Origin of the sequence: Immundisolibacter sp. (assembly GCF_028696615.1) — a bacterium.
In the GTDB taxonomy this organism is placed as follows: Bacteria; Pseudomonadota; Gammaproteobacteria; order Immundisolibacterales; family Immundisolibacteraceae; genus Immundisolibacter.
In genome coordinates, this window is the sequence record NZ_JAQVGQ010000022.1 from 1 (window position 1) to 20,090 (window position 20,090).

Below are 20,090 nucleotides of genomic sequence, written 5' to 3' on the forward strand. Positions count from 1 at the left end.
CGCGCGCGACCTGTTCATGCTGCGCATCCATGTGGGCCAGCTGTACGACGACAACATGCTGGCTTATGGCCGCGCCGAGTACGGCCTGACCGGCCATCCGCTGCTGTAACACGCTGCCTCTCAGGATGCGGCGCGACGCTTGAGCAGAAGCCGGAAAATTCCGTCCGTGGAATTTTTCGGCTCGCTGCGGCGCGGTCCACGCCCGCGCCGCGCTCCCTGGATCAAGGGCCGCTGCCCTTGATCCAGGCCGGGGCATCCTGCGCCGGACGCAAGCGCCGAATCGATCGGCGCTCACTTGAAGCGCGCGCCGCGTTGCAGGCGTTTGGGTGCCGGCGGCAGGCCGGGTGGCACCGGCAGCACCGCGAATTGCGGCTCGCTGTGGGCCGGGGTGTCCGCCGCAGCCGGCTCGATCCGCACGCGCAGATCGAACCACGCCGCCTGTCCGGTGACCGGATCGCTGTTGGAATGACCGCCGCCGGGCAGCGTCTCGGCGATCAGGTGGTTCAGCAGGAAGCCCAGGCGCGCCTCGCCGGCGGCGGGATCGAGATTCCACGCCCCGGCGCGCTTGCCGATCGCGTTCCAGGTCCACACCGTGTCCGGGTTCATGCCGGACATGAGGCGCACCTGGCATTTGATGCGCCCGTGGTGGCTGGTGACCCACACCCAGCCGTCGTCGGCGATGCCAAGACGCGCCGCCGTCTGCGGGTGCACATACAGCCGGTTGCTGCCGAGAATCTGCCGCTGCCAGGCGTTTTGTGAATCCCAGGCGTGGTACATGATCATCGGCCGCTGGGTGAGCGCGTGCAGCGGAAAGTCGCCGCTGGCGAGCGCCGCGCCCTCGAACGGCGGGTACCAGAACGGCAGCGGGTCGAAGTAGTGCTCGATGCGCTCGCGGTACTCGGGCGGCGGCGTCACGGCGCCGTGGCCGCGCGCCGCCAGACGAAACTTCTGCATCACCTCGCTGTAGAGCTGGATGACGATCGGCTTGGCCGCGCCGATGAAGCCCATGCGCGCGGCGTATTCCAGGTAATCGCGGTTGGCGTGCTTGAAGTAGCGGGCTTCGGGCGGCAGCTCGTCTTGCCAGAAGCAGCCGTTGTCGATGTAGCGCTGTAGCTGGTCGGGGTTGGGGTCGCCGGTGCCGTGCTGGCTGCCGTCCGCGCCGCGCCAGCCGGCCAGCGTGCCGATGCCCGGCCGGCGCTGGTGGTTGACGATGTAATCGGCATACCCGCCGGGGTAGCGGGCGCTGCCGTCGTCGTTGGTCATGCCGGGCAGGCCAAGTCTGGCACCCAAATCCAGCAGCACCGACTGAAAACACCGCACGTCGCGGTCCGGCTGCACGATGGGCTGGCGGATGGAGTCGGCCGGCCCGTCGGCGCTCGAAATCGGCCGGTCGAGCAGCGAGATCGCGTCCCAGCGTTCCAGATACGTCGTGTCCGGCAGCACCAGATCGCTGTACGCCACCATCTCGGACGCGAACGCATCCGAGTAGACGACGAACGGGATGCGGTACTCGCCCGTGGCCGGGTCCCGGTCGGTCAGCATGGCCATGGTGCCGGCGCTGTTCATGCTGGAGTTCCAGCTCATGTTGGCCATGAACATGAACAGCGTGTCGATGGGGTAGGGATCCCCCTTCCAGGCGTTGTGGATCACCATGTGCATGACGCCGTGGGCGGCGATGGGCGCCTCCCAGGAATACGCCTTATCGATGCGCATGGGCTGGCCGTGTTCGTCGAGCAGCAGGTCGTCGGGACCGCCGACGAAGCCGAGCGGCATGCCCGGCATGGGCTCGCCGGGCTTCACCTGCGCGGGCTTGCCGCAGGGCGGCTGCGGCGGCGGCACCGGGCGCGGAAACGGCGCCTTGTAGCGGAAGCTGCCCGGTGTATCCACGGCGCCGAGCAGCGTCTGCAGCATATGCAGCGCGCGGGCGGTGTGAAAACCGTTGCTGTGCGCGGAGATGCCGCGCATGGCGTAGAACGACACCGGCCGGCCGACCATGCGCTCGTGCCGGCGCCCGGCCCAGTCGGTCCACGGCTGTTCGATGACCACCGGCTGCTCGAAGGCGGCGCGGGCGATCTCGGCCGCCAGCCCGCGGATGGTGGCAGCGCTGATGCCGGTCTGTTCGGCGACTGCCTCGGGCGCATAGGCGGGTTCGAGGTAACGGCGCGCCAGGTGCTCGAAGGCCGGCACCGCGCCGCGGCCATCGGGCAAGACGCGCCGGCCGGCCAGCACCGGCTGCGCGTCGGCGTCGAAGGCGCTCGTCACCGCGCCGCGCGCGCCGCAGTACAGCAGCGGGTTGCCGTCGGCGCCCCGCGCGAACAGACCGTCGTCCGCCGCGCCGGGGTCGTCGATCACCAGCCACGGCGCGTTGGTGTAGCGGGCGAGGTACTCGAAATCCACCTGCTCGCTGCGCAGCAGCTCGTGCACCAGCGACAGGATCAGCAGGCCGTCGGTGCCGGGGCGAATGCCGAGCCACTCATCGGCAATGGCGGAATAACCGGTCTGCACCGGGTTGACCGACACGAACTTCGCGCCGCGCGCCTTGAGCTTGGCAAGGCCGATCTTGAGCGGGTTGCTGTCGTGATCCTCGGCCACGCCGAACATCACCAGATACCGCGTGTGCTCCCAGTCGATCTCGCCGAATTCCCAGAAGCTGCCGCCGATGCTGTACAGCCCGCCGGCGGCCATGTTCACGGAACAGAAACCGCCATGGGCGGCGTAGTTCGGCGTGCCGAACTGCTGCGCCCACCAGCCGGTGAGCGCCTGGCTCTGGTCGCGGCCGGTGAACAGCGCGAGCTTGCGCGGGTCGGTCTTGCGGATGCCGTCAAGGCGCCTCGTGAGCAGCGCGAGCGCTTCTTCCCACTCGATTTCCTTGAATTCGCCCCGGCCGCGCTCGCCGGTGCGCAGCAGCGGCTTGCGCAATCGGGCCGGCGACTCCTGCTTCATGATGCCGGCGCTGCCCTTGCCGCAGATGACGCCGCCGTTGACCGGGTGGTCCGGGTTGCCGTCGATGTAGCGGATGGCGCCGTCTTTCAAGTGCACGCGCACGCCGCAGCGGCAGGCGCACATGTAGCAGGTGGTGGTCTTGATCTCGTCGGCGACGACGGGGGATGTGTCGATCGACGGGTCGGGTGCAGGCATGGGCTTATACGAGTGGGTGACCCGAATGCGGGCCGGGTGGTGAGAGAAGCGCCGTCTGGCGCAGGTCCACGCCGGACGAAGTGAATCTAAACAAATAGCTATTTAATCTAACCCAGCCGGCCGACATGAGTGCCGGATCGGTTTGCCGTGCAAGCGCCGGCGCGATCCGCTGCCGGGATTCTGGGCAGGGAAGCCCAGGGCGTGAGTCGATGGCGAGAGGCGTCGAGCGGCGCCTTGCGGCGTGTTGGCGTGCGTTCGCCGGCCGGTCAGTCGTGCTGCCCGCCCCACGCCGGCCGACCGGTGCAGGTCGCAAACCAGGCTGCCAGTGCGTCGAGGCTGCTCAGCGCAAAACCGGCCAGCCGCAGGTACTCCACGCTGGTGAAGATGGCGATGTCGGCCAGCGTCGGCTGCGCGCCGCACACGTAGGGCGCGGCCTTCAGCTCCAGGTCAAGTTCCGGCAGGATCAGCGCCAGCAGGCGCTCGGCCTCGGCGCAGGCCGCCTCGTCCGCGCCGCCAGGCTTGAAGTGCCGCTCGCGCGCCAGCTGCGCCGCCAGGCGCCCCAAACGCAGCGCCTGCCAGTCCAGCCACTGGTCGACCTTGGCCCGCGTTTGCGGTTCGGCCGGGTACCAGGCCTGGCCGCCACAGGTGGTGGCGAGATACCGCAGGATGGCGTGCGCCTCACCCAGGATGAAGCCGTCGGCGTCGAGCATCGGCACCTTGCAGGCGGGGTTCAGCGCCTCGGGCAGGTAGTCGCCCGCTTCGGCCTGTTTGACTTCGATGAAGCGGTGATCGATGCGAAGTTCCGCGCACAGGATGCGCACTTCGCGCGTGGGCGCGGACCACGGGTGGCCGTACAGGTCGATGGTCATGGGCAGGGGTTCGGTTGTGTGGCGTGGACCGCTTCGATGGCCTCGATCACCGCGTCTGATAGCGCAAGCTCGGCGGCATCGAGGTTGGTTTGGAGTTGTTCGAGCGTGGTGGCGCCGACGATGGCACTGGTCAGAAACGGCTGGCGCAGCAAAAACGCCAGCGCCATCTGCGCGAGGTTCAGGCCGTGCCGCTCGGCGATCTGGGCGTACTTTTCGACTGCTGCCGCGCCGGCCGGTGTGCTGTAACGCTTGAAACGGTCGAAGCGCGTCAAACGCCCCTCGGGTGGGCGCGCGCCGTGCCGGTATTTGCCGCTGAGCGCGCCCATGGCGAGCGGCGAGTAGGCCAGCAGCCCCACGTCCTCGCGCAGCGCGATTTCCGCAAGGCCGATCTCGAACACCCGGTTGAGCAGGTTGTAGGGGTTCTGGATCGAGGCCACGCGCGGCAAGTCGCGCAGCTCGGCAAGCGTCAAATAACGCATCACGCCCCACGGCGTCTCGTTGCTGATGCCGATGGCGCGCACCTTGCCGGCGCGCTGGAGATCGGCCAGCGCCTCGAGCGTCTCCTCGATCGGCACCTCGTCCGGGTAGGGCTGGTGCTGGTAGCCGAGCCGGCCGAAGAAATTGGTGTTGCGGTCCGGCCAGTGCACCTGGTAGAGGTCGATGTAATCGGTCTGCAGGCGGCGCAGGCTGGCCTCGACGGCGGCTTCGATGTTGCGCCGGTCGGGGTGGATGGGGAACGGCCGCACGTAGGCCAGTTCCGTCGACCGTCCGGCCACCTTGGTGGCGATGATCAGCTTGTCGCGCCCGCCGCGGGCCTTGAGCCAGGAGCCGATGTACGCCTCGGTGCGGCCCTGCGTTTCGCGCCGCGGCGGCACCGGGTACATCTCGGCGGTGTCGATGAAGTTGATGCCGCGGTGGACGGCGTAGTCGAGCTGGGCGTGGGCCTCGGCCTCGCTGTTCTGCTCGCCGAACGTCATGGTGCCCAGACACAGGCGGCTGACCGTGATGCCGGTTCGGCCAAGGGGCATGGTCTGCATGGCGGTCTCCGGTATGCGAAAAGACCGATGGTATAGTCGCGCGCCCCCGCGCCGGTACCCCGGCGCCTGCCAGTCCACGTGCGGAGCGTAGGCCCATGGAACTCGAAACCCTCGCCATTCACGGCGGTTACAAGCCCGATCCGACCACCAAGTCGGTGGCGGTGCCGATCTACCAGACCGTGTCCTACGCCTTCGACAGCGCCCAGCACGGCGCCGACCTGTTTGATCTGAAGGTTGCGGGCAACATCTACACCCGCATCATGAACCCGACCAACGACGTGCTGGAGCAGCGCGTCGCGGCGCTGGAAGGCGGCATCGGCGCGCTGGCGCTGGCGTCCGGCGCGGCGGCCATCACCTACACCGTGATGAACCTGGCGCGGGTCGGCGACAACGTCGTGTCGACCAAGAAGCTGTACGGCGGCACCTATAACCTGTTCGCCCATACGCTGCCGCAGTTCGGCATTGAGACGCGCTTCGTCGCCCATGACAACCTGGACGAACTGCGTGCGGCCATCGATTCGCGCACCAAGCTCGTGTTCTGCGAGACGATCGGCAACCCGGCCGGCCACGTGCCGGACATCGGCGGCATCGCTGCCGTGGCGCACGCCGCCGGCGTGCCGCTGGTGGTGGACAGCACGGTCGCCACGCCGGCGCTGTGCCGGCCGATCGAGCACGGCGCCGACGTCGTCATCCACTCGCTGACCAAGTACATGGGCGGCCACGGCACGAGCCTTGGCGGCATCATCGTCGATTCCGGCAAGTTCCCGTGGGGCCAGCACGCCGACCGCTTCCCGCAGTTCAGCACGCCGGACCCGTCCTACCACGGCGTGGTGATGACGGACGCCTTCGGGCCGGCGGCGTTCATCGCCCGCGCGCGCGTGGTGCCGCTGCGCAACATGGGCGCGCAGATGGCGCCGATGAACGCATTCCTCATCATGCAGGGCATCGAGACGCTGTCGCTGCGCATGGACCGCCACTGCGAGAACGCGCAGAAGGTGGCCGAACACCTCAAGGCCCACCCGCGGGTGAGCTGGGTGTCGTACGCCGGCCTGCCGGACCACCCGGACCACGCGCAGGCGAACAAATACCTCGGCGGGCGCGCGTCCGGCATCCTGTCGTTCGGCGTCAAGGGAGGCTTTGATGCGGGCGTGAAGTTCCTGGATGCGCTCAAGCTCGTCACGCGCCTGGTGAACATCGGTGACGCCAAGTCGCTCGCCACGCACCCGGCCTCGACCACCCACCGGCAGCTCAACGCGCAGGAGCTGGCCGCCGCCGGCGTCACGCCGGACATGGTGCGTCTGTCGATCGGTATCGAGAACGTGGCCGACATCCTGGCCGACATCGACCAGGCGCTCGCCGCCAGCGTCTGAAAATCCCTGGCGCCACCGATCGAGCACCGCGTCTGCTCGATCGGTGGCGCCGTTTTGAGCGGCCCGTCAGACCCGGCGGGCAGTGGCGAGGAAGATCGGATAGTCCCGCGGCATCCCGTCGGGGCCGGGCTTTCTCGCCACGTGCGCGGTGCGCGCGGTGACGTCATCGAGCCCCAAATCGCGCAGGCGGTCCATGAGCCAGGCGCGCTCGAAGCCCAGATGAAACACGCCCGGCATGGGGCCGCCGTGAAAGCCACCATCCTCGCGGTCGAGATCGGCCAGCGCCAGCCAGCCACCCGCTGCGAGCATTTGCGTGAGCGTGCCGAGCAGCGCTGGCACATCCTCGATGTGGTGCAGCGTCATGCTCGAGAAAACGAGATCGAAGCGCTCGGCCGGTGGCGGGTCCACGGTGAGGTCGAGGCGTCGCGGCTCTATGTTCGAAAGGCCCGCCCGGCGGCACTTGGCGTCGAGCACGTCGAGCATGGCGGGCGCCACGTCCGCGGCCACGATGTGCCCGAGCCGGTCTGCCAGCAGCACACTCACAAGACCGGTGCCGCAGCCGTACTCGAGCGCGCGCATGCCGCCGTGCAGCGGCAGCGTGTCGGCGATGGCGCCCGCCACGGCGCGCGCGATGCCGGCGCGCAGCGGGCTGTCGTCCCACTCGGCGGCCATGGCGTTGAAGCGGTCGAGGTTGGCCGAGGCGTCGGTCATCACTTGGGCTCCTGCGCGGTCGAGTGATCGGTGCATGGTAATCTGACCGGTCCGCAACGCCGCGCCGCGTCCTTGCGCCATCGTCAAGCCCCCGGCGTGGGGCGTTTGGTTTTTTCGGAGGCTCCGTGCCCGACATTCGCCTGCCCGACGGCTCCGTCCGTCACTATTCACAGCCGGTCAGCGTGGCGCAGGTGGCCGCCGACATCGGTGCCGGGTTGGCGCGCGCCGCGCTGGCCGGCAAGGTGGACGGCAAGCTGGTCGACACCTCCTACGTGATCGACCGCGACGCCGAGCTCGCCATCGTCACCGAGCGCGACCCGGAGGGGCTGGAGGTCATCCGCCACTCCACCGCCCATCTGCTGGCTTATGCGGTCAAGGAGTTGTTTCCCGAGGCGCAGGTGACCATCGGACCTGTGATCGACAACGGCTTCTATTACGACTTCGCCTACACGCGGCCGTTCACGCCGGACGACCTGGCCGCCATCGAAAAGCGCATGGCGGAACTGGCCAAGCGCGACATCCCGGTCACACGCGAGGTGTGGCCGCGCGACGAGGCGATCAAGTTCTTCGAAAGCCAGGGCGAGAAGTACAAGGCCGAGCTGATCGCCGCCATCCCGCCGGGCGAGGAGGTGTCGCTGTACCGCGAGGGCGATTTCATCGACCTGTGCCGCGGGCCGCACGTGCCGTCCACCGGCAAGCTCAAGGTGTTCAAGCTGATGCGCGTGGCGGGCGCCTACTGGCGCGGCGATTCGCGCAACGAGATGCTGCAGCGCATCTACGGCACCGCCTGGGCGAAAAAGGAAGACCTCGACGCCTACCTGCACCAGCTGGAGGAGGCCGAAAAGCGCGACCACCGCCGCATCGGCCGTCAGCAGGACCTGTTCCACCAGCAGGACGAGGCGCCCGGCATGGTGTTCTGGCACCCCAAGGGCTGGACGCTGTGGCAGACCGTCGAGCAGTACATGCGCGCGGTGTACCAGCGCTCCGGTTACCAGGAGGTGCGTTGCCCGCAGATTCTGGACGTGTCCCTGTGGAAGGCCTCGGGCCACTGGGACAACTACCACGAGCACATGTTCTTCACCGAGTCGGAAAAGCGCCAATACGCGCTCAAGCCCATGAACTGCCCGGGGCACGTGCAGATCTTCAAGGCCGGCCTGCACAGCTACCGCGAGCTGCCGATCCGCTACGGTGAGTTCGGCGGCTGCCACCGCAATGAACCGTCCGGCGCGCTGCACGGCATCATGCGCGTGCGCGCCTTCACGCAGGACGACGGCCACGTTTTTTGTACGCCGGAGCAGATCGCGGCCGAGGTGACGGCGTTCCATCGCCAGGCGCTGGATGTCTACGCCGACTTCGGTTTCACCGACATCGCGGTCAAGATCGCGTTGCGGCCGGAAAAACGCCTGGGCGACGACGCCGTCTGGGATAAGGCGGAAGCCGCCCTGCGCGCGGCGTTGTCGGCCTGCGGCGTGGCCTGGGAGGAGCTGCCCGGCGAGGGCGCGTTCTACGGGCCGAAGATCGAATACCACCTCAAGGACGCCATCGGCCGCGCCTGGCAGCTCGGCACCATGCAGGTGGATTTCATGATGCCGCAGCGCTTGGGCGCCGAGTACGTGGACGAGCACAGCCAGCGCCAGCACCCGGTGATGCTGCACCGCGCCATCGTGGGCTCGCTCGAGCGCTTCATCGGCATCCTCATCGAACACCACTCGGGCGCGCTGCCACTGTGGCTGGCGCCGGTGCAGGCGGTGGTGCTGAACATCACCGACGCGCATGCCGCGTACGCCACCGAAGTGGCCGACGCGCTGCGCCGGCGCGGCCTGCGCGTGCAGGCGGACTTGAGGAACGAGAAGATCGGCTATAAAATCCGCGAACATACCCTGCAGCGTGTTCCCTACTTGCTGATCGTCGGCGAGCGGGAGTGCGCTGATTTGTCTGTGGCCGTGCGTACGCGTTCGGGTGAAGACAAGGGCAGTCGGCCGCTGAATGAGGTGGTCGATGCCCTGGTCGCCGAGGCAACAAGTCGCGGCCGCGGCCCTACGGAGTGCTGAGACATCGCGAAAGAGAAAAAACTCCGCGTCAACGAGGAGATCACCGCCTCGTCGGTACGCCTGATCGGTGCGGAGGGCGAGCAGATCGGCGTGGTCAGTCGCATGCGGGCGCTGGAAGCCGCCGAGGAGGCGGGGCTCGATCTGGTGGAGATTTCTCCCACCGCCGAGCCGCCGGTGTGCCGCATCATGGACTTCGGCAAGTACCTGTACACGGAGAGCAAGAAGCAGCAGGTCGCCAAGCGCAACCAGAAGCAGATTCAGGTCAAGGAGGTCAAGTTCCGGCCCCAGACCGATGAAGGCGACTACCAGGTCAAGTTGCGTAACCTGATCCGCTTCTTCGAAGAAGGTGACAAGGCCAAGATCACGTTGCGCTTTCGCGGTCGCGAAATGGCGCATCAGGAGCTGGGCCGTCAGCTGCTGCAGCGCCTCGAGGACGACCTCAAGGGCGTCGCGGTGGTCGAGCAGTACCCGCGGCTCGAGGGCCGCCAGATGGTTATGGTGATGAGCCCGCGCAAGCAGTAGCTGCGCGGATCATTCGAGCGCGCCGCGCAGCGGCGCTGCCAAGACAGTATCCAGGAGTAATCAAGCCGTGCCCAAGCTGAAGACCAACCGCGGCGCCGCCAAGCGGTTCAAGAAAACCGGCTCGGGGGCGTTCAAGTGCAGCCACTCGCACCTGCGCCACATCCTGACCAAGAAGAGCTCCAAGCGTAAGCGCGGCCTGCGTGGCACCACGCTGGTGTGCGCATCGGATACGCCGGCCGTCCGGCAAATGTTGCCGCACGCCTGACGCTTCCGTCGTTTCGTCCGAGTCCTAAGTCATGCCAAGAGTCAAACGCGGCGTCACCGCGCACGCCCGCCACAAGAAAGTCCTGAATCTGGCCAAGGGGTATTACGGTGCCCGCAGCCGGGTGTTCCGAGTCGCCAACCAGGCCGTCATCAAGGCCGGCCAGTATGCCTATCGCGATCGCCGCCAGCGCAAGCGCCAGTTCCGCGCGCTGTGGATCGTGCGCATCAACGCCGGTGCGCGCGAGTGCGGCTTGTCTTACAGCCTGCTCATGAATGGCCTGCACAAGGCCGGCATCGAGGTCGATCGCAAAATGCTGGCGGACCTGGCCATCCACGACGCCGCCGCGTTCGGCGCGCTGGCCGATCAGGCGCGGGCGGCGCTGGCGGGCTGAGGCCTGCCGCGCGCCGTGTGCGCCGCATGAAGGGCAGCCTGGTCTGCCCTTTTTTGTGCCGATGAGACCATGATCCAAGACCCGCAGCAGCTTGCCGAGGAAGCCCAGCGCGCCATCGCGGCCTGCCACGACGAGGCGGCCCTGGAGCAAGTGCGCGTAGCGTATTTGGGCCAGAAAGGCGCCGTCACCGAGCTGCTGCGCGGCCTGCCGCAATTGCCGCCCGAGCAGCGGCGTGAGTTCGGCAAGGCGGTCAATGCCGCCAAACAGACGCTCGAAGCCGCCATCGAGGCGCGACGCGCGGTGCTGCGTGAGGCGGCGCTGATCGCCCGTCTGCAGGCCGAGCGGGTGGACGTCACCCTGCCCGGTCGCGGCGAGCGGCCGGGTGGCCTGCATCCGGTCACGCGCACGCTGCTGCGCATCGAGGCGCTGTTTCGCGGTATCGGCTTCGATGTCGAGGAAGGCCCGGAGATCGAGGACGATTTCCACAACTTCGGCGCCCTCAACATTCCGGCCGATCACCCGGCGCGGGCCATGCACGACACGTTTTATCTGCCGTCGGGACTGTTGCTGCGCACGCACACCTCGCCGGTGCAGGTTCGCGCCATGCAGCGGCGGCCGCCGCCGGTGCAGCTGATCGCCCCGGGGCGCGTCTATCGGCGCGACTCGGACCTCACCCACACGCCGATGTTCCATCAGGTCGAGGGGCTGCTGGTGGACGAGGGCGTCAGCTTCGCGCACCTGAAGGGCATACTGATCGACTTCCTGCGCCAGTTCTTCGGCCGCGAGGATTTGCCGATCCGCTTCCGGCCGTCGTTCTTTCCGTTCACGGAACCATCGGCCGAGGCCGACATCGGCTGCGTGATCTGCGGCGGCGCCGGCTGCCGGGTGTGCAAGCACACCGGCTGGCTGGAGGTGCTCGGTTGCGGCATGGTGCACCCGAACGTGCTGCGCAACGTCGGTGTGGACGCCGAGCGCTACACCGGCTTTGCCTTCGGCATGGGTGTGGAGCGCCTGGCCATGCTGCAGTACCGCATCGGCGACCTGCGCCTGTTCTTCGAAAACGACCTGCGCTTTTTGCGCCAGTTCAACTAGGCCATCGTCTTATGCGAGTCAGCGAAACCTGGCTGCGCGAGTGGTGCAACCCGCCGCTCGACACCGCCGGCGTTGCCGAGCGCCTGACCATGGGTGGCATCGAGGTCGGCGCCATCGTGCCGGCGGCGGGCGAGTTCGATGGGGTGGTGGTGGCGCGCATCGTCACGACCCGCCCGCACCCGGATGCCGACCGCCTGCGCCTGTGCGAGGTGGAAGTCGCCCCTGGCGAGGCGCCGCTGCACATCGTCTGCGGCGCGCCCAACGCGCGGCCGGGTCTGCGCGCGCCGCTGGCGCGAGTGGGTGCGCGCCTGCCGGGCGGGCTGCACATCAAGAAGAGCAAGATTCGCGGCCAGCCGTCCGAGGGCATGCTGTGCTCGGCGCAGGAACTCGGTCTGGGTGAAGGCCAGGCCGGGCTGCTCGAGCTGCCGGACGACGCCCCGCTCGGCGCGGCGCTGCGCGATTACCTGCAGCTCGACGACCGCATCATCGAGGTCGAACTCACCCCGAACCGCGGCGATTGCCTGAGTGTGTCGGGTCTCGCGCGGGACCTGGCGGCGCTGACCGACACGCCGCTGACGGCGCCCGACATCGCTGCCGTGCCGCCGGCGAGTGAACGCCGGCTCGAGGTGCGCCTCGAAGCGCCTGCCGCCTGCCCGCGCTACCTGTGCCGGGTGGTCGAGAACGTGGATCCCAAGGCGCCAACCCCGCTGTGGCTGCAGGAGCGTCTGCGTCGCGCCGGGCTGCGCAGCCTCGGTGCGGTGGTGGACATCACCAACTACGTGCTGCTCGAGCTCGGCCAGCCGCTGCATGCGTTCGATCTGGACCGCATCGGCGGCGGCATCGTGGTGCGCCACGCTCGCCCCGGCGAGAAGCTGCGACTGTTGAATGGCCAGGATGTCGAGGCCGATGCCGATCTGCTGCTGATTTGCGATGAGGCGCGCCCGCTGGCGGCGGCCGGCATCATGGGTGGCGCCGAGTCGGCGGTGGGCGACGACACGCGCAGCGTGCTGTTGGAAAGCGCGTTTTTCGCGCCGCGGGCAATCGCCGGGCGGGCCCGGCGGCTTGGCCTGCAAACCGACGCCTCGCACCGCTTCGAGCGCGGTGTCGACCCGCACCTGCAGCTGCAGGCCATCGAGCGCGCCACGCAGCTGCTGATCGAGCTGTGCGGCGGCGTGCCCGGGCCGGTGGTGGAGGCCTGTTCCGAAGCCGACCTGCCGGCTGCGCCGGCCATCCGGTTGCGCACGGCGCGCGTGGCGCGCGTGCTCGGCTGTGAACTCGCCGACGGCGACATCGAAAACATCCTGCGCCGCCTCGGCTGCGCGGTCAGCGCGCAGGCGCCGGGCCTGTGGCAGGTCACCCCGCCCAGCTGGCGTTTCGATCTGGCCATCGAAGAGGACCTGATCGAGGAGCTCGCGCGCGTGCACGGCTACGCGCGGCTGCCGGCCGTGCGCCCGGCGCTGCGCGGCAACTTCCCGCCTGCGGGCGACGATCAGGTGGCGCGCCAGCGTTTGGCGCTGACGCTGGTCGATCGCGGGTATCAGGAGGCGATTACCTACAGTTTTATTGATCTGCGCATTGCGGGCCTCATCGATCCCGAAGCACGGGCTCGTGATCGGTTGTTCATACTCAGCAATCCGCTGTCGGCCGACCTGGCCGTGATGCGCACCAGCCTGTGGCCGGGTCTGCTACGGGCCTATGCGCACAACGCCCATCGACAGGCGACGCGCGTGCGTCTGTTCGAAATCGGATCGCGGTTCGTCGTGCCGCCGGAGTCGGCGCCGGGCAAGGTGGAGTCGGTGCCGCCAGACCCGATGGTGGGCGGCCTCATCGCCGGCCCGCGCAACCCCGAGCAGTGGGCGTTGCCGGTCGAGCCGGTGGACTTTTTCGATCTGAAGGCCGATGTCGAGGCCCTGCTGGCGATCACCGGCTGCGCCGACCGGTTCAGCGTCGAGCCGGCCGAGCACCCGGCGCTGCATCCCGGCCAGAGCGCGCGTCTGCGGCGTGACGGGCGGGCGGTCGGCTGGTTGGGCCGCCTGCATCCGGCACTCGAGGCGCAACTCGGCCTCGACGAAGCGCCGCTGCTGTTCGAGGTCGAGCTGGCGGCGCTGACCGCCGGGCGGGTGCCGGTATACGCCGAGGTGTCGCGTTTCCCGGTCGTGCGGCGCGATCTCGCTGTCGTACTGCCGCAGCAGGTGCCGGCCGCCGACATTCTGGCCACCGCCCGCGCCGCCTGCGCCCAGGCGCCGGTACAGGAGCTGTTGATTTTCGATGTCTACCAGGGTCCCGGCGTGCCGGCCGGCTGCAAGAGCGTTGCGCTCGGCATCACCCTGGCCGACACCGAACGCACCCTCAGCGATGCCGACGTGGAGCCGCTGCTCGCCCGCGTGCTGCACGCGCTCGCCGAGGCCCATCAGGCGCAACTGAGGGACTGACATGAACGACACGCTGACCAAGGCCGAGATGGCGCAGCTGCTGTGCAGCGAACTTGGCGTCAACAAGCGCGAGGCGCGGCAGATCGTGGAGGCGTTTTTCGGGCACATGCGCGCTGCGCTGGCGCGCGGCGAGAGCGTCAAGCTGTCCGGCTTCGGCCATTTCAACCTGCGCCAGAAGAACCCGCGCCCCGGGCGCAACCCGAAGACCGGCGAGGAAATTCCTATCTCGGCCCGGCGTGTGGTAACGTTCAAACCCGGCCAACAGCTCAAGCGTCGGGTCGACACCTATGCTGGAACCGTCGCAGAATGATCAGCTGCCACCGATACCGGGCAAGCGCTACTTCAGTATCGGCGAGGTCAGCGAACTGTGCGGGGTACGCCCCCACGTGCTGCGCTACTGGGAGCAGGAGTTCCCGGAGCTGGCGCCGGCCAAGCGTACCGGCAACCGGCGTTATTACCAGCGCCAGGACGTGCTGCTGATCCGGCAGATTCGCAGCCTGCTGTACGAGCAGGGCTTCACCATCAGCGGCGCCCGGCAGCGCCTGGGCGGCGAGGCGGGTCGGCAGGACGCGGACCGCACGGCGCAGCTGGTGCGCCAGATGCGGCAAGAGCTCGAAGAGGTTCTGGCAATATTGAAAACCTGATGCGCCGCAACGCATCACAACGATTTCTCGGGGCGTGGCGCAGCCTGGTAGCGCACTTGACTGGGGGTCAAGTGGTCGGAGGTTCAAATCCTCTCGTCCCGACCATTTCCGCACGGGGCAATGTCCGCAAGGGGATTGCCCCGTTTCGTTGTCGCAGCAGCCGGGCGCCGGTCCGATGAGCAATCCGTTTCGTGCCGACGTCGGCGCGGCCCTGCGCGCCGCCGGCATCGGCATGACCTCGCAGCGCACGCGCGATCGGCTCGTCGACACCCTCGAGCAGCTGGCGCCGCTCGATGCACGCGTGCTGGATGCCATGCGGCACGTGCCGCGGCACCTGTTCGTCGAGGAGGCGCTCGCCAGCCGCGCCTACGACAACGTCTCGCTGCCCATCGGGCATGGCCAGACCATCTCGCAGCCGCTGACCGTGGCGCGGATGACCACGGCCCTGCTGCAGGGGCCGCCGCTGCGCCGGGTGCTCGAGATCGGCACCGGTTCCGGGTACCAGACCGCCGTGCTGGCGGCGCTGATTCCGGAAGTGGTGAGCATCGAACGGATCGCCGCGCTGGCGGCGCGGGCGCGGCGCGTGCTGCGCGACCTTGGCGTGCGCAACGTGGCACTGGTGGTCGGCGACGGCAGCCAGGGGCTGCCCGGCAAGGGGCCGTACGACGGCATCCTGCTCACCGCCGCCGCGGCCAGCCTGCCGGCGGAGCTGTTGGAGCAACTGGCCGAAGGCGGGCGGCTGATCGCGCCGGTCGGTGCGCGCGAGCAGGTTCTGCGTCGCTTCACGCGTACGGCTACCGGGCTGCAGGAGGAACGGCTGGGTGCTGCGCATTTCGTGCCGCTGCGGCGCGGGCGGGGCTGAAGCGCGCCGCAGCGTCCCTTGGCAGGCGCTGGGAAATTCGGTCGCAAGCCTTGCGCTGATGCTGGCTGTGATGGCGCTGGCGGGCTGCGCCGGGCATTCCTCTCGCCCCGGCGCACCGGTGACCGCGGCACCGCCGGTGGGCAGCGCATCGACGGTCGCCGAACACCGCGTGCAGCGGGGCGAGACGCTGGCGCTGATCGCCCGCCGCCATGGCACCGATTACCAGACCCTGGCGCGTCTGAACGGCCTGCAGCCGCCGTACACCATCTATCCAGGCCAGACGTTGCGCCTGCCGGGCGCCGTGGCCGGCGTGGCGCCCGGCGGGCCGTCGCCACCGGCCGGCGGCTGGACTTGGCCGACGGCGGGTGTCACGCGACGCGGTTATTCGGCCGCCCACGGCGGCAACAAGGGTCTGGACATCGCAGGCCAGATCGGCCAGCCGGTGCGCGCCGCGGCGGCCGGCACCGTGATGTACGCCGGCAATGGCCTGCCGCAGTACGGCAACCTGCTGATCGTCAAACACAACGACGATTACCTGAGCGCTTATGGCCACTTGCAGCGGATCGCCGTCGCCGAGGGCAGCGTGGTGTCGCAAGGTCAGGTCATCGCCAGCATGGGCAGCCCGGGCGATGGCCGCGGGCTGCTGCATTTCGAAATCCGCCTGCGCGGGCAGCCGATCGATCCGGCGAGCGTGCTGCCGCCGTCCGGTCGCTGATCGGCAAGGCAACGCTGAAAATTCCATGGATGGAATTGTTCAGCATTTTCCAACGGGCGCGCCCGCGCATCCTGTCCCGGACGGGAAGCGGCGCTGAATCACCGCTGCCAAGAAAAAGCCCCGGCGAACCGGGGCTTTTTTCAACGTCTACACGGCTGGGCTGGCGTTCAACGCTTGCCGGCGGCGATTTCGGCCAGGATGTTGGGCACGTAGTCGGCCGGTTTTTCCCTGGGGTCGTTGAACTTCCAGCTGTCGAACACGAACGTCACCACGGTGACGTGGCTGTCCTTGAAATTGACCAGGTAGTCGACCTGGATGGGCCCGAATGTCTTGGTGCCCTCCGGCGTGTCCTGCTGCGTCCACAGGCGCGGCAGGAACTGCACTTTCCACAAATTGCCGGCCTTGTCGTAGTTGTCGGCCATGTGGAAGATCGGGTACTCGACGTCGCAGTACCAGGTCTTGCGCGAGTAGTAATGCTCGGCAGGCGGCGCCACCTCGATCACGTACACCTCGCGCGGCACCCAGTGCAGCTTGGGCATGCCGAAGGGCTTGTGCTCGGTTTCGATGTAGGGGTATTCCTCGGCCAGGGTCTTGGCGCCCTTTACCCGGCCGGGATTCTTCGGGTCACCGACCGGCATTAACTGCCAGCGCTTTTCCACCAGTTTCTGGTCCTTGTACCAGCCGGGGTAGCCGGACAGGATCCAGGGTTCGTCCGACAGCAGGTCGGTGCCGCCGATGGGGTCGAACCAGGCGCCGCCGGACAGGCGACGGATGCGCCGCACCGATTTCACGTAGGCGAAGATGTCGTCCAGGCGGCCGTCCATGTAGCGATAGGTGACCGTGCCCAGACCGCGGATGTCCTCCGGGTAGTAGGCGTACAGAATCTGCCGGTAGTGCTCCTTGCCGCCGTCGAGCGTGGCCTCGGCGGTGCCGTAGCGGCCGGACATGTACAGGCGGCGGTAGAACCAGCTGTTCTTGCGCTCGAAGCCGCGGTCCATGCTGAACAGCGCAAAGCCGAGATCGGACGACGAGGTGTAGCCGATCGGGCCGGCGAGGTAATTGTTCCAGACGATCTTTTTGGCGGCGTCCGGGTCGTTGACGTCGATGTCCGGGAAGGGAATGCCCGCCGTGTAGCCGCTGATGCGGTTGTTGGCGCCGTCGAGCTGGGTCTGACCGCGGTACTTGTCGGAGGTTTCCTTCAGGTCGGCCGGCAGTCCCGGCGCCTGCCACTGCGTCTGCAGGGTCATGGCAAGACCCTTGTCGCGGATCATCCATCGCTGCGTGTCGCTGAGCAGACTGTCGAGCGGCCGCCCGCCCAGGGTTTCGTTCTTGAGGCTTTCGTAATTGGCGGCGTTCAGTACGGTGCCAGGGGCGATCTCGCCGGCCAGCGTCGGCACGGTGGCGGCCACCAGTGCGGCGGCACAAAGGGTTTGCTTGAACATGGGATGTGCTCTCTTGGCGATATCGGCGTTCAGAACTGATACGTGGCGCGCATCAGCAACTGATTGTTGTTGGCGAAATAACCGAACATGTGCGTGTCGGTGGACGCCGTCCACGGGTTGCCCGACTTGAACTTGCTGTCGCCGTCGTGGAAGAACAGGTCGGCCTCGAAGCGCAGGCGCCAGTGCTCGCCGTACGTGAGGTCCAGGCTCGGGATGAAGAACCCGCCGTTGTTGGAGGGATCCCAGCCGGCGGCCAGCGTCGGGTTGACGGTGTCGTATTTGTAGTTGAGCGCCAGGATGGCGGTCGCCACCGTCGAGTGCTCCTTCTTGATGGCCGCGTGGCCGGGGCCGTCGACGATGGCCAGCGGGTCGCCCTCGTGGCGCTCGTCATAGCCCAGCAGCCAGGTGTCGAACAGCTGCACCGAGAACAGCGACGGCCGCGCTGTGCCCAGCCAGCTCTCGGTCTTGAGCTGCTTGTCCATGCGCACCATGGCGCGGATGGTGTCGCGATCGGTCACGCCGCCCAGGCTCGGCAGCGGTTGGCAGGTGAGCGGGTTGGCCGGGTCGAAGCAATTGGTCGGCGACCCCAGCAGGTTGTAGGGCTTGTCCTTGGTGTAGGCGACCTCGGTGCTGAACACCGCATCCACCGGCTCCACGTAGCCGCTGGCGGTGAAGCCGTAGGTGCTGAGCTTGGGGAAGTAAAGGCTGCCCCACAGGCCCTTCAGATCGTCCATCCCGGCGGTGGGGTTCCAGCGGGAGTCGATCACCGGGTCGGTGCCGAACCAGCGCAGGTAGTTCAGCGTGTACTGGATGGGCCCCGCCAGGCCCGACCAGCGCAGGCCCCAGGTGGTGTCGCCGACGTCGCCGTCGGAGTGCCGGTAGTCGTAGCGCAGGAACGACAGGATGTCGGTGCCGCGGTCCTTCTGCGGCGCCCAGCGGCCGCCGAAGGTGTCATACAGCGAGCCGATGTCGTGATCGCGGCCCCAGCCGCCCGGGCGCAGCAGCAGCTGCAGGGTGCCGTTCAGTTCCGGCGCCTTGAACTGGGCGTTGATCATGGCCAGCGGCCGGCGGGTGTCTTCGTTTTCCGGCTCCAGAAACGCCCGCCAGCGGAAATCGTAGCCCTGCACGATGTCCATGGCCTGGAAAAAATCGGTCTCGCCCCATACCACCTGCTGGCGGCCGATGGTGAAACCGAGCCGCTCGCCGGCATCGAAGGCGACGTAGAACTCGCGCAGCTCGTTTTCGTTGTATTGGTCGTTGAAGTCGGTGTGGCGCGGCGACAGGGCGCCGAAGCGCTGGTTGTGCTGGTCTTCGAGGTGTTCCGAGTAACTGGTCATCGGCTCGCGGGCAAAGCGGCCAATCGCCTTGAAGAACAGCGGCCCGACCTGGGTGTCGGCGTTCAGCTGCACCACGCTGCGCAGCATGGACAGGTCGAACTGCTGGTCGCCGCGCATGTCCTTGTTGTCGCTGAGGTTGGTCGACACGTACTGGCGCAGGTAGCCGCCCACGTTCAGCTTGGTGTCGCCGAGATCGAACTCCACCGCCTGCGCGCCGGCTGCCAGCACGGTTGCCGACACGGCCGTCAGGCCGTGGCGCCACGGCATGCGTTGATTCATTGGTTTGCCCTCCCCAGGCTTGATTTGTGGGGCGCGAATATAAACGGACGTTCGCGCTCAAGTCTGCTCCCGATCAACGAGAGCTCTTGTCCGTGGAGATGCTGAAAAATCCCATCCCTGGAATTTTTCAGCTCGCATCCGCGCGGTGCCCCCTGAATCAAGGGCTTGCGCCCTCGAGTCAGGCCGGGGCATCCTGCCCCGGATGGACACGCTGCAAAATCAGCCCTTCCCCATGCCGGACTCGGATCAAAGCCCGTTGCTTGCCAGCTGCCGCACGCTGGGCCACTACGACCGCCACGCGCAGGCCTTCTGGGAGGGCACGCGCGATCACGACGTCGGCCAGAATCGCGAGGCGCTGCTGCGGCACATCGCAGGCGAGCCGCCGTTTGCGCTGCTCGACTTCGGCTGCGGGCCGGGGCGGGACCTGGTGGCGTTTCGGGCGCTCGGACACACGGTGATTGGTCTGGACGGCTCGGCGCAGTTCTGCGCCATGGCCCGAGCCAACTCGGGCTGCGAGGTGTGGCAGCAGGACTTTCTGGCGCTGGACCTGCCCGAAGCCCGTTTCGATGGCGTGTTCGCCAACGCCTCGCTGTTCCACGTGCCGGTCGACCATCTGCCGGCGGTGCTGCGCGCGCTATACATGGCGCTCAAGCCCGGCGGCGTGCTGTTCGCCAGCAACCCGCGTGGCGAGGATGAGGCCGGCTGGCAGGGCGAACGCTACGGCGTGTATCACTCGCTCGCCGGCTGGCGGGCTTTCGTCGTTGCCGCCGGCTTCGTCGAGCTCGAGCATTACTACCGGCCGACCGACCAGCCGCGCCATCTGCAGCCGTGGCTGGCCACCGTGTGGCGGCGCCCGTCGGGTGCCGTCACGCCTTCAGGGTGTCCATCAAATCGATCATGAACTCGGTGTCCTCTGCGGCTACCGACTCCCAG

Annotated in this window: 18 protein-coding genes and 1 tRNA gene; 13 read left to right on the top strand and 6 right to left on the bottom strand. The window is 68.0% G+C overall.

Annotation, left to right across the window (positions count from 1 at the left end):
* Positions 1-291: 291 nt before the first annotated feature.
* The 3 genes from PHC73_RS02860 to PHC73_RS02870 all read right to left on the bottom strand — a co-directional run bounded on the left by PHC73_RS02860 (position 292) and on the right by PHC73_RS02870 (position 5,044).
* Complete coding sequence (locus PHC73_RS02860; protein ID WP_300124214.1) at positions 292-3,138, bottom strand: molybdopterin oxidoreductase family protein; 2,847 nt, start codon at positions 3,136-3,138, stop codon at positions 292-294.
* A gap of 266 nt (positions 3,139-3,404) precedes the next feature.
* Positions 3,405-4,007 (bottom strand): glutathione S-transferase family protein, encoded by a 603-nt coding sequence (locus PHC73_RS02865; RefSeq protein WP_300124217.1) that lies wholly within the window; start codon positions 4,005-4,007, stop codon positions 3,405-3,407.
* Positions 4,004-5,044 (bottom strand): NADP(H)-dependent aldo-keto reductase, encoded by a 1,041-nt coding sequence (locus PHC73_RS02870; protein WP_300124220.1) that lies wholly within the window; start codon positions 5,042-5,044, stop codon positions 4,004-4,006. Before PHC73_RS02870 ends, PHC73_RS02865 begins: the two co-directional genes overlap by 4 nt.
* A gap of 95 nt (positions 5,045-5,139) precedes the next feature.
* Between PHC73_RS02870 and PHC73_RS02875 the strand changes: the two genes are divergently transcribed.
* On the top strand, positions 5,140-6,414 hold the full coding sequence (locus tag PHC73_RS02875; RefSeq protein WP_300124223.1) for an aminotransferase class I/II-fold pyridoxal phosphate-dependent enzyme: 1,275 nt from the start codon (positions 5,140-5,142) through the stop codon (positions 6,412-6,414).
* 66 nt (positions 6,415-6,480) lie between these two features.
* Here PHC73_RS02875 and PHC73_RS02880 read toward each other — a convergent pair whose 3' ends face one another.
* Positions 6,481-7,125, bottom strand: coding sequence for a class I SAM-dependent methyltransferase (locus PHC73_RS02880; protein WP_300124226.1), 645 nt, complete (start codon positions 7,123-7,125; stop codon positions 6,481-6,483).
* Between the two features lie 125 nt (positions 7,126-7,250).
* Here PHC73_RS02880 and thrS point away from each other — a divergent pair, with 125 nt between their 5' ends.
* The 11 genes from thrS to PHC73_RS02935 all read left to right on the top strand — a co-directional run bounded on the left by thrS (position 7,251) and on the right by PHC73_RS02935 (position 16,099).
* Entirely contained in the window at positions 7,251-9,176 is a 1,926-nt protein-coding gene (thrS, locus tag PHC73_RS02885; RefSeq protein ID WP_300124228.1) for a threonine--tRNA ligase, read from the top strand.
* 3 nt (positions 9,177-9,179) lie between these two features.
* Positions 9,180-9,698 (top strand): translation initiation factor IF-3, encoded by a 519-nt coding sequence (gene infC / locus PHC73_RS02890; protein WP_300124263.1) that lies wholly within the window; start codon positions 9,180-9,182, stop codon positions 9,696-9,698.
* 67 nt (positions 9,699-9,765) lie between these two features.
* Positions 9,766-9,963, top strand: coding sequence for a 50S ribosomal protein L35 (gene rpmI / locus PHC73_RS02895; protein WP_300124231.1), 198 nt, complete (start codon positions 9,766-9,768; stop codon positions 9,961-9,963).
* A gap of 31 nt (positions 9,964-9,994) precedes the next feature.
* Entirely contained in the window at positions 9,995-10,354 is a 360-nt protein-coding gene (gene rplT / locus PHC73_RS02900; protein ID WP_300124234.1) for a 50S ribosomal protein L20, read from the top strand.
* A 69-nt stretch (positions 10,355-10,423) separates the two neighbouring features.
* Positions 10,424-11,446: a phenylalanine--tRNA ligase subunit alpha gene (gene pheS, locus PHC73_RS02905; RefSeq protein WP_300124237.1), complete on the top strand. Its 1,023-nt coding sequence runs from the start codon at positions 10,424-10,426 to the stop codon at positions 11,444-11,446.
* A gap of 11 nt (positions 11,447-11,457) precedes the next feature.
* Positions 11,458-13,878 carry a phenylalanine--tRNA ligase subunit beta gene (pheT, locus tag PHC73_RS02910; protein ID WP_300124240.1) on the top strand — a complete coding sequence of 807 codons (2,421 nt, stop codon included), beginning with the start codon at positions 11,458-11,460 and terminating at the stop codon, positions 13,876-13,878.
* Position 13,879: 1 nt separating this feature from the next.
* Positions 13,880-14,188, top strand: coding sequence for an integration host factor subunit alpha (locus PHC73_RS02915; RefSeq protein ID WP_300124243.1), 309 nt, complete (start codon positions 13,880-13,882; stop codon positions 14,186-14,188).
* The gene (locus PHC73_RS02920; RefSeq protein WP_300124246.1) at positions 14,166-14,522 is read left to right on the top strand and encodes a MerR family transcriptional regulator; all 357 of its coding nucleotides are present in this window, start codon (positions 14,166-14,168) and stop codon (positions 14,520-14,522) included. Before PHC73_RS02915 ends, PHC73_RS02920 begins: the two co-directional genes overlap by 23 nt.
* A 28-nt stretch (positions 14,523-14,550) precedes the next feature.
* Positions 14,551-14,627: transfer RNA gene (locus PHC73_RS02925), tRNA-Pro, on the top strand.
* A 70-nt stretch (positions 14,628-14,697) separates the two neighbouring features.
* Positions 14,698-15,384 (top strand): protein-L-isoaspartate(D-aspartate) O-methyltransferase, encoded by a 687-nt coding sequence (locus PHC73_RS02930; RefSeq protein ID WP_300124249.1) that lies wholly within the window; start codon positions 14,698-14,700, stop codon positions 15,382-15,384.
* 118 nt (positions 15,385-15,502) lie between these two features.
* Positions 15,503-16,099, top strand: coding sequence for a peptidoglycan DD-metalloendopeptidase family protein (locus PHC73_RS02935; RefSeq protein WP_300124252.1), 597 nt, complete (start codon positions 15,503-15,505; stop codon positions 16,097-16,099).
* Positions 16,100-16,266: 167 nt separating this feature from the next.
* Here PHC73_RS02935 and PHC73_RS02940 read toward each other — a convergent pair whose 3' ends face one another.
* Positions 16,267-17,541 carry a DUF1329 domain-containing protein gene (locus tag PHC73_RS02940; protein ID WP_300124255.1) on the bottom strand — a complete coding sequence of 425 codons (1,275 nt, stop codon included), beginning with the start codon at positions 17,539-17,541 and terminating at the stop codon, positions 16,267-16,269.
* A gap of 29 nt (positions 17,542-17,570) precedes the next feature.
* Positions 17,571-19,157: a DUF1302 family protein gene (locus PHC73_RS02945; protein ID WP_300124257.1), complete on the bottom strand. Its 1,587-nt coding sequence runs from the start codon at positions 19,155-19,157 to the stop codon at positions 17,571-17,573.
* A gap of 232 nt (positions 19,158-19,389) precedes the next feature.
* Between PHC73_RS02945 and PHC73_RS02950 the strand changes: the two genes are divergently transcribed.
* A complete protein-coding gene (locus PHC73_RS02950; protein WP_300124260.1) occupies positions 19,390-20,058 on the top strand; it encodes a class I SAM-dependent methyltransferase in 669 nt (222 codons plus the stop codon).
* The last annotated feature ends 32 nt before the right edge of the window (positions 20,059-20,090 follow it).